The 9511-nt window shown below is 60.4% G+C and carries 11 protein-coding genes; 6 read left to right on the top strand and 5 right to left on the bottom strand.

The window, feature by feature from the left end:
• Window positions 1-547 precede the first annotated feature (547 nt).
• The gene (locus tag EOC06_RS25280; protein ID WP_128309069.1) at window positions 548-1297 is read right to left on the bottom strand and encodes a Crp/Fnr family transcriptional regulator; all 750 of its coding nucleotides are present in this window, start codon (window positions 1295-1297) and stop codon (window positions 548-550) included.
• Window positions 1298-1538: 241 nt separating this feature from the next.
• Between EOC06_RS25280 and EOC06_RS40305 the strand changes: the two genes are divergently transcribed.
• From EOC06_RS40305 to EOC06_RS25255, 5 genes are all read left to right on the top strand, one after another.
• Window positions 1539-1700, top strand: coding sequence for a hypothetical protein (locus tag EOC06_RS40305; protein WP_155936599.1), 162 nt, complete (start codon window positions 1539-1541; stop codon window positions 1698-1700).
• 166 nt (window positions 1701-1866) lie between these two features.
• Window positions 1867-2166 (top strand): PRC-barrel domain-containing protein, encoded by a 300-nt coding sequence (locus tag EOC06_RS25270; protein ID WP_013531539.1) that lies wholly within the window; start codon window positions 1867-1869, stop codon window positions 2164-2166.
• An 81-nt stretch (window positions 2167-2247) separates the two neighbouring features.
• Window positions 2248-2682, top strand: coding sequence for a GFA family protein (locus tag EOC06_RS25265; RefSeq protein WP_127267420.1), 435 nt, complete (start codon window positions 2248-2250; stop codon window positions 2680-2682).
• An 80-nt stretch (window positions 2683-2762) separates the two neighbouring features.
• Complete coding sequence (locus EOC06_RS25260; protein WP_127416495.1) at window positions 2763-2963, top strand: KTSC domain-containing protein; 201 nt, start codon at window positions 2763-2765, stop codon at window positions 2961-2963.
• A 152-nt stretch (window positions 2964-3115) separates the two neighbouring features.
• Entirely contained in the window at window positions 3116-3280 is a 165-nt protein-coding gene (locus tag EOC06_RS25255) for a hypothetical protein (protein ID WP_081738679.1), read from the top strand.
• 63 nt (window positions 3281-3343) lie between these two features.
• Here the strand turns inward: EOC06_RS25255 and EOC06_RS25250 are convergent, their stop codons facing one another.
• The 4 genes from EOC06_RS25250 to EOC06_RS25235 all read right to left on the bottom strand — a co-directional run bounded on the left by EOC06_RS25250 (window position 3344) and on the right by EOC06_RS25235 (window position 7679).
• Entirely contained in the window at window positions 3344-3556 is a 213-nt protein-coding gene (locus EOC06_RS25250; protein WP_164873843.1) for a hypothetical protein, read from the bottom strand.
• 88 nt (window positions 3557-3644) lie between these two features.
• A complete protein-coding gene (locus tag EOC06_RS43460) occupies window positions 3645-4082 on the bottom strand; it encodes a hypothetical protein (protein WP_245470040.1) in 438 nt (145 codons plus the stop codon).
• A 10-nt stretch (window positions 4083-4092) separates the two neighbouring features.
• Complete coding sequence (locus EOC06_RS25240; protein WP_128309068.1) at window positions 4093-5271, bottom strand: acetate/propionate family kinase; 1179 nt, start codon at window positions 5269-5271, stop codon at window positions 4093-4095.
• Window positions 5268-7679, bottom strand: a complete 2412-nt coding sequence (locus EOC06_RS25235; RefSeq protein ID WP_128309067.1) for a phosphoketolase — start codon at window positions 7677-7679, stop codon at window positions 5268-5270. The genes EOC06_RS25240 and EOC06_RS25235 overlap by 4 nt, the downstream gene beginning before the upstream one ends.
• A 262-nt stretch (window positions 7680-7941) precedes the next feature.
• Between EOC06_RS25235 and EOC06_RS25230 the strand changes: the two genes are divergently transcribed.
• A partial coding sequence (locus tag EOC06_RS25230; RefSeq protein WP_128309066.1) for a protein-L-isoaspartate(D-aspartate) O-methyltransferase occupies window positions 7942-9511 on the top strand: 1570 nt, incomplete at its 3' end.

Here is a 9511-nt window from a genome sequence, read left to right as displayed (position 1 = left end):
CCTTCGAGATGCCGGGCGAGTTCGGTTTCTTCTTGCGCGGTGATAAGATCAGGCTGGTAGAGGAAACCTTCCGGCAGGTCGTCGGCGGCACCAAAGAGATCGTGCTGGAGCCCGGATGAGCCGGAGCCGAGTGCTTTCGATTTAGGTGTCGCCATCCCAGCTAGATGGTGAAGGCCAGCCCGCCTGGCAATATCGGAACCGAGCCAGCAAATCTGCACTCCGCCCTGCGGATATCACCGCGCTGACCGGACAAAGCCTGTCAATCCGGAGTCTATCGGGGTGACTGTATTCAATCCAGGATTCCGCGGGCATGCCTTGAATGCGACCGAGGGAGGTTGCATGCATGTACGTACGGTTCTTACCAAACCGCGAGCCTTCGTTGCCAGTTGCTTGTCAGCAACTAGATTGGCAACGCGGCATCCCCAAAACATGCCGCAGTGGCCGGCGCGGGTTTGGGCAACGGTGTCTCACCGGCATCATCGCGTCGGCCACTCGAAATGTCTTCTTGGCGGTTCAGTGGCGGAGAAGCCTCTGTTGGCCCCGGCCCTCAAGCGAGTGGCCGCTCCTGCCTCGCAGGATGCTTCGAGCCCAAATCTCCGATCAGCCGGCGGTACTGGGTTTCGGGTGGACCGTAAGAGCCTCGCGCCAACTTTATGAGACCATCTCGATCGCGGATCGTGATCTCTCCGCGGCGCGCTCGGATATAGCCGTAACTCTCGATCATCTGCAGACCGACGGTAACCCCCGGACGCCTGACACCAAGCATGATGGACAGAAATTCATGGGTTATCATAAGTCTGTCGCCGACAGTGCGGTCGCTGCACATCAAAAGCCATCTCGCCAGCCGGACTTCCAGGCTCTGCCGTGCGTTGATCGATGCCGTGTAGCTTGTCTGAACATGGAAATATTGGACATAGCGCAACAGGAACGGCCGCAATGTAGGACTGTCCTCCAGGGCTTCGACGAATGGAGCAGCCTCTATCCGGAGGGCCTCGCATGTCGACTGGACGTAACAATCAAAGTTCGCCTGGTCGTCCCCCATGATCAGGGCCGAACCGGTCATTCCTTCGAACCCGATGATTCCGACTTCCGCTTCGGTTGCCTCCGAAGTACTGGCCACCACCGATGCCAGTCCGCTTTCCAGAAAATAGACGGCTTCGATCTTCTGCCCCGCAGTCTCCAGCGGCGCGCGCAACTCCAGGAAAACGCTCGCCAGATGCGGCCTCAGCCGCGCGAGATCGTCCGCGCTCATGCGGCGAAGCAATTCGCTCTTGGCTTGCAGTATCTGGTAATCCACGAGACTCTTTTCCCTTGGGCAAGAGCACTGGAATCTCTTAGCCGGCCGCGCCCGTCGAACGAGCGGACGGTAACGAACCATAGACTTCGTCTCGCGCAGCACTAGACGAGCCGGCGTGTTGGTATGAAACCGACAGTTACTGCTGAAGACTCGAAGGCCTTGTTGGCTGACCATCTTTCGCCAGCAAACGAGCCTCCCGCAGGATAGAGGCGCGATCGAACCCGAGGAGCGATATGATATCATGTATCTGTTGTTCAGCGGCGCCTGTATCCCGCGCAAGCGCGGTTATCGCGACTACTGGCAGACCGGGGTGCTCGGGCTCCTTCGCCATGCAACGCCATGCCTCGTGATGGGCAAGAGCGATGGTCACTCCCAAGCGTCAACGCCCAAACTGTGCTGCTGACGATTGCCCTTTGTACGCTTCCGTACAGAGCTTTGCGAGTCAATTCGGGCCGAGGCTGATTTGAGGGTTCTTGCGTCCTTGCGTCGTCCGTCCGTCGCCCCGAAATTCTTCGGAACGATTGCCCGGCTGAGAGGTTCAAATATTCCACCCAACAGGAGTCCGAACGATGGATCACACCAACCACGTACGCCTCACAAGCACCGAACTGACGCCAGACATTCTCGAAGACGCCACAATTTACGACGCGGACGACAACAAGGTCGGCAGCGTTTCGCACGTCCACGGCTCTGGAGCCGCCAGTCAGGTCGTCATCGATGTCGGCGGCTTTCTCGGCATAGGCGCCAAGCCGGTGGCCGTCCCCGCGAGCCAGTTGGAATTCATGCGCGATGAAGACGGCGACGTTCACGCGGTGACGAACTGGACCAAGGATCAGCTCAAGAGCATGCCCGAGCATCACGATGCATGATTTCGAGGACTTCACCTTGAACGGGAGCGGCCGCTTGGCCGCTCTCTGAACGTCCCTTGGGCGCGACAGGATGGACAGACGATGCGGCGCGAGACCGGAGCCTGCTTCTGCGGTGGGATCGCCGCAGCCATGGACGGAGAGCCTTTCTGGATATGCTACGATCACGACGACGATTGCCGCCGGGCCATCGGAAGTCCGATGACAATCTGGGTCGGTTACCGGCCTGAGCAATTTCAGCTTCTTAGAGGGACACCGAAGGCCTTTTCCAAAACGCCAGGCGTCACCCGCACGTTCTGCCCGGACTGTGGAAGCTCGATAGGCTATAGCGACGAAGGTCTGCCGGACGAGTTCTACGTGACGGTCGGTTTTCTTGACAAACCTGAAGGTTTTCAGCCGCAAGCCCATGCCTATTGGGATCTGAGGCTACCGTACATCGAATTTGATGACAGCCTGCCACGCATCGACCGATATTCGAGGAAGCGCGACCCGAAGTTGGGCAACCCGCGCGACCGGTAGTCGCCGTGCAAGGCGCGAAGGCATCGGCGGAACCTGACGATCGCTAACGGGTTATTCGGGCAGACCCGTCGGGTGCCACCATGCCATCGACCGTGATCCGAAACGCACAATACGACCCCGCCACCAGGATCCTCTCGGTCTGGTTTGTTCCGAGCGGCAAACGTTACGACTATGAGGATGTTGCGCCGGCAACTTATGCCGCTTTCACCAAAGCTTCCTCAAAAGGCCGCTTCTTCAATGAATTCATCCGGGATCGCCATCGGTACCGCCGCGTGGCGTGACAAGTTCGGACATGAGCAGACGATGCACGGAACCTGACCCGCATCGTCTCGTTGACGTCTCGTCGAAGCAAACCAGGCAATGACAATTCATCTGGATATGCTCGGGACCGGCAAAGATCGATCGGAACAGGCTTCAAGGGAGTTCAAGAGCCATGACGGCCAAGAAGCAGAAGACCGAAAGCAAGGACAAGAAGGCGCTGCGCTTGGCAGAGACCACCGACGTCTCACCCAAGCAGGCCAAGGAGCTTATGCAAAAGCATGGCAAGGACAGCCCCAAGGTCGAGAAAGAAGCCAGAAACTTCAAGGCGGAAGGATAGGATCCGCATTGAGGCCCGGCTTGCATGACCCATGCAGGGGATCGGCCGCCAGGCAATTCGGGATTAAGGGGGTTCGCCGGCCTTTTCGGCCGCGAGCGCAAAGGGGAAGTGCAGCACCAGGTTGCGGTTCTCGTCAAAAATCTCGAAGGCCAATCCGGTACGCAGCGGCTTGCCATGCAGCAGCTCTTCGGCGAGGATTTCCTTCGCGGACGCCATCGCGTTTTCCTCGGCGCTCGCGAGATCAGAAAATTCCTGGCCCTCGGGATCCTCCTGCAAGCTTCCGCTCTCATCTCGAAGGTCGAAAAAGTACCTGGACATGCCGACTGAACTCCTCATTGCGATGATGGAATCGGAAGCGCCAGCCTCAGATTTCAGTGCCTGATGTACCCGGATTGTCGAAGAGCACAGCCAGGCCATGCTCGATGGCGCAGGCCGCAATCAGATCATCGAAGGCCTTTCCCGAAAGCGGGCAACTTGGCATCACCTCCCGAATTGCGGTTCCGGCCTTGGCGGTAGAGATCACATCGTGGCGTTTCTTGCGTGTCTCGACATATTGCTGGACCAGGATTTTCAGGCGCCTCACCGCAACATCGTCCGTAAACATGGATTCCTCAGCCAATGCCTGAAGTATGGCTGTCGGCGTGATCATCGTGCCGACGGTCTCGGGTTTAGCCGAGATTGCTCGCACAATATTTCCATGGGCCGTTGGTTCCCCCGACCGCTTGCTTGGTAATTTTCGTACAGGGAATGCCCTTGCCCGCGCTTTTACCGAGCCGAACCGACGCCGGGTTTCCGATGCCAATGGCGAGCCTTCAGGCTTGCATCACCTTGCGGCTGTGACGTGCAACGACACTTTCCTCATCGGTCGCAATCACGCGCACCTCCACCTTGCTCTCGGGACGACTGATGATTTCGGCGTGGATGTCGTTGGCGCGTTCTTCAAGCACCACGCCAAGCCAGGTCAGTTTTTCGCATATGGCCTTGCGGATGGACGCGGACCGTTCGCCGATGCCGGCGGTGAACACGAGGCATTCAAGACCACCCATCGTGTTTGCAAGCGCTGCTGCTTCCCTCGCCGCGCGGAAGGCAAAAAGCGCCATCGCCTCTTGGGCGCGAGGATCGTTGCTCCCTTCCAGCGTCCTCATGTCGCCCGAAATACCGGATACGCCGAGCAGTCCCGACTTCTCGTAAAGCATCGTCTGCAGCTCCTCAGCCGCGATGCCTCTTTCCAGTAGGAAGTGCAACAGCACGCCGGGATCGATGGCGCCGCACCGCGTGCCCATGACGAGGCCATCCAGGGCCGAAAACCCCATCGTCGTATCGATGCTCTTGCCCTCGCGCAAAGCGCAAAGGCTGGCACCATTGCCGAGATGGGCGACGATGGTGCGTTTCGCCGCAAGAGTTGGCGATATCCCGCTGAGCCGCCCGGCGATGTATTCATAGGAGAGACCGTGAAACCCGTAGCGGCGCAAGCCTTGCCCTTCATATTGGCGCGGAAGGGCGAAGCGCCGCACGAGCGGATCGATCGTCTGGTGGAAAGCGGTGTCGAAACAACCAACCTGTGGCAGGTCCGGTTGCAAGGCGGCTATCGCGCGGACCGGCGCGAGACTGCGAGGCTGATGCAGCGGAGCGAGCGGCGTCAGTCTGTCGATGGCGTCGATGATGTCTGGGGCCAGACGGACAGGTTCGATGAACTCGCTTCCGCCATGCACGATACGATGGCCGGCGCAGAGCAGGTTTCTTTCGCCGATTTCGCCCTGCACCCAATTCAGCATCTCGCCTATGGCCGCGTCCCGCGGCTTGTCGGTGGCGAGCTGCCGATCGCACTGCACCGTTCCGTCGGCCGCTTTTGCGCGGAGTGTGGGTGTGTCGCCCAAGTCCAACGTGCCGCGCGAAACGAGCTGCATATCCTGTGACAAGGTAAGATCGTAGAGCGCGAACTTGATGCTGGACGAACCGGCATTCAGCGCCAGGATCGACCGACGCGTCATTGGCGCGCCTTTGCCGCGCCTTTGTCGGGCCAGCTCCATTTCTGGATTTCGGGCATATCCTCGCCGTGCTCGCGGACATAAGCCCTGTGCTTTACCAACCGGCCGTGGAGTTCGCCGGCAAGCCCTTCAGCCCTTTCGGCCAGTCCCGGCACACGTTCGATGGCGGCAAGCGCGAGGTGGTAGCGATCGAGTTCGTTGAGCACCACCATGTCGAACGGCGTCGTCGTGGTGCCCTCCTCGCGGAAGCCATGCACATGCATGTTGTCATGGTTGGCGCGACGGTAGGTCACGCGATGAATAAGATAGGGATAGCCGTGATAGGCGAAGATTACAGGCCGTGTCTTCGTGAACAACGCATCGAAGTCTCCATCGGCGAGCCCGTGCGGATGCTCGGTGTTCGACTGCAGCGTCATCAGGTCGACAACATTGACGACACGGATTCTCAGGTCGGGGATCGCAGAGCGCAGAATGTCGGTCGCGGCCAACGTTTCCAGGGTGGGCACGTCGCCGGCGCAGGCCATGACCACATCGGGCTCCTCGCCCTGAGCAACCGTACCGGCCCATTCCCAGATGCCCGCCCCCGCCTTGCAATGCGCTTCGGCTTCTTCAATGGACAGCCATTGCGGTGCCGGCTGCTTGCCTGCGGTAATGACATTGATGCGGTTATAGGTTCTCAGGCAATGATCGGTGATCCACAGCAGGGTGTTGGCATCCGGCGGAAAATAGAGCCTTACCGTATCGGCCTTCTTGTTGGCGACCAGATCGGCAAAGCCCGGATCCTGATGGCTGAAACCATTGTGATCCTGCCGCCAGACATGCGAGGTCAAAAGGTAATTGAGCGAGGCGATCGGCTTGCGCCAGGCAAGCTCGCCGGAGGTCTTCAGCCATTTGGCATGCTGGTTGACCATCGAATCGACGATGTGGATGAAGGCCTCATAGCAGGAGAACAGGCCGTGGCGGCCGGTGAGCAGATAGCCTTCAAGCCAGCCCTGGCAGAGGTGCTCGCTGAGTACCTCCATGACACGTCCGTCACGGGAAAGATGGACGTCGTAGGGTTCAATGCGCTGCATCCAGAGCCGATCGGTAACTTCGAACACCTCGTCGAGGCGGTTGGATGACGTCTCGTCCGGCCCCATCAGGCGAAAATTCCGCGCCTCGGCATTGAGGCGGAACACCTCGCGAAGATAGCTTCCGCAAATCCGCGTCGCTTCAGCGATGACGCCTCCCGGACGAGGCACTTCCAGCGCCAGGCTTTTCCAGTCGGGAAGCACAAGATCGCGCTTCAACAGTCCGCCATTCGCGTACGGGCTTGCGCCCATGCGCTTTGTCCCTGTTGGGGCAAGTGCCGCGAGTTCTGGCAACAGGTGCCCGCTTTCATCGAACAGCTCTCCCGGTTCGTAGCTTCGCATCCAGTTCTCGAGGATCTTGCGGTGGCCCTCATTTCCGCGTGCGTTCGACACCGGCACTTGATGCGAGCGCCAGAAACCCTCAACCTTCTCGCCATCGACCTCCTTGGGACCTGTCCATCCCTTGGGGCTGCGCAGCACGATCATCGGCCATTGCGGGCGTTGACCATGCCATCCCGGAGCCCGTGCCTGTTCCTGAATGGACCGGATGCGATCGAGCACCGTGTCGAGTGTCGCGGCCATCGACTGGTGCATGGCAAGCGGCTCGTGGCCTTCGACGAAGAACGGTTGGTAGCCATAGCCGGCGAAGAGATTTCGCAACTCCTGATCGTCCATGCGGCCGAGGATCGTTGGATTGGCGATCGTGTAGCCGTTGAGATGCAGGATCGGCAGGTCGGCGCCGTCCGAGGCTGGGTTCAGGAACTTGTTGGAATGCCAGGCCGCCGCGAGCGGACCGGTCTCGGCTTCACCGTCACCAACGACGCAGGCAACCACCAGATCCGGGTTGTCGAAGGCCGCACCAAAGGCGTGAACCAACGCATATCCCAATTCACCACCCTCATGGATGGAGCCTGGCGTCTCGGGCGCGGCATGGCTTGGCACGCCGCCGGGGAAGGAAAACTGCCGGAACAGTTTCCTGAGGCCGTCTTCGCCCTGCCCGATATCGGGATAGACCTCGCTATAGGTGCCCTCGAGCCAGGTGTTGGCGACCATTGCGGGGCCGCCATGGCCCGGCCCGCAGATAAACAGAGCATCGAGGTCGCGTTCGCGGATAACGCGGTTCAGATGCACGTAGAGAAAGTTCAGCCCCGGCGTCGTGCCCCAATGGCCAAGCAGCCGCGGCTTGACGTGTTCGGCCTTCAACGGTTCGCGCAACAGCGGATTGTCGAGCAGGTAGATCTGGCCGACCGAGATGTAATTCGCGGCGCGCCAGTAGCGGTCCATGAGGTCGATCCGTTCGTGGCCGATAGCCTGCGGCGTCGCGGCAGCCTTGTCGTTCATCGACATCTCCAGCTTCGGTTCGCTGGTGATAACTGGGGCATCTTTGCGCTTGAGCAACCCCCGACTGCCGCGTTCGGGTCGGCGTCACGACCCACGCGGCCGAGAGACCGGACGCCATCTCGGCCGGGTTTGCGGCCCTGTCCGCAAATAGGCGGGAACCTTGAAGTCCTCCGGCGGTTAGAAACTGGAATCGCGAAGGCCAGGCTCAAGGCAGGTACCGCGAAGGATAGCCTCGAAGCGTTGCACCAAAGGGAGCTAAAAGATGCTCGATCTTCCTCGTGCCCGTGATCGAATGGTCAATATCCATGTCGGCCGGCGTGGCATTCATGACCGCGAGATTCTGCAGGCAATGCGCGAAGTTCCACGCGAGGCCTTCGTCGAACCCGGCTTCGAGGAATTTGCTTACGAAGACACGCCGCTGCCGATCGCCGATGGCCAGACCATATCGCAACCCTACATTGTCGCGTTCATGATCGAGATGGCGGATGTCAAACCGGGTGACCATGTGCTCGAAATTGGCACCGGCTCGGGATACGCGGCTGCGGTGATGAGCCGGATCGTCGAACAGGTCTACACGATAGAGCGTCATCCCGGTTTGGCCGAAGCCGCGAAGCGGCGGTTTGAAAAACTCGGCTACCAAAACATCGAGGTTCGGACAGGCGATGGCACCAAGGGCTGGCCGCAGGCGGCGCCGTTCGACGCCATCGTGGTGACAGCCAGTGGTCCCGGCGCACCGCTCGCCCTTCAGGAGCAACTCGATGTCGGCAGCAGGCTCGTCATTCCGGTCGGCGACGACCCGGATTTGCAACGTCTGCTCAAAGTCACCCGGACAGGCGCCGCAACCTATAGCGAGGAGGATTTCGGCGGCGTGCGCTTCGTCCCTCTAATCGGCGAGCAGGGTTGGTCGGAAAACGGCACGGCCACCGACGTTGGTCGTCCGCTTCGACATCCCCATCCGATCAGCCTGCCTGATATGATCGCGGCCGCGGCCGAACCCCTGCCCGATTTCGACGATCCGGCCTTCGGCGCATTGTTCGATCGGTTTGCCGACCGGCGCATTGTTCTGCTTGGCGAGGCAAGCCATGGCACGTCCGAATTCTACAGGGCGCGCGCGGCGATCACCCGCAGGCTCATCGAACGCCACGGCTTCACCATCGTCGCGGTCGAGGCAGACTGGCCCGACGCAGCGGCGATCGACCGCTATGTTCGCCATCGTCGGCCGCGAACCGGCACTGGCGCGCCATTCCTGCGATTTCCGACCTGGATGTGGCGCAACACCGATGTCGCGGCCTTCACCGACTGGATGCGCCGTCACAACGAGAAGCTAGAGCCTTCGGCGCAAGCAGGGTTCTACGGCCTCGACATCTACAATATGAGCGGTTCCATCGGCGCGGTCCTCGACTATCTCGACCGGGTCGATCCCCAGGCAGCCAAGATCGCGCGCGAACGCTATGGCTGCCTGACGCCCTGGCAACACGATCCGTCCACCTACGGCCGCGCGGTGCTCACCGCCGGCTATCAAAAATGCGAGAAAGCGGTGCTGGAACAATGCCGGGACTTGCTCGCCAAACAGCTCGAATATGCAAAAAGGGACGGCACCGACTTTCTCGACGCCAGTCAGAATGCCCGGCTGATCGCGTCCGCCGAACACTATTACCGGATCATGTACTATGGCGGCGCGGAGTCCTGGAACCTGCGCGACACGCACATGTTCGAAACGTTGGAACATTTGCTGCATGCCGGCGGCCCCAACGCCAAGGCCGTGGTGTGGGCGCACAATTCCCATATCGGCGATGCCCGCTTTACCGAGATGGGCGTCGTCAGGGACGAAC

This window comes from Mesorhizobium sp. M7A.F.Ca.MR.362.00.0.0, assembly GCF_004023175.1.
In the GTDB taxonomy this organism is placed as follows: Bacteria; Pseudomonadota; Alphaproteobacteria; order Rhizobiales; family Rhizobiaceae; genus Mesorhizobium.
Note: the sequence above shows the minus strand (reverse complement) of the source record. Positions and strands in the feature narration are given on the sequence as shown.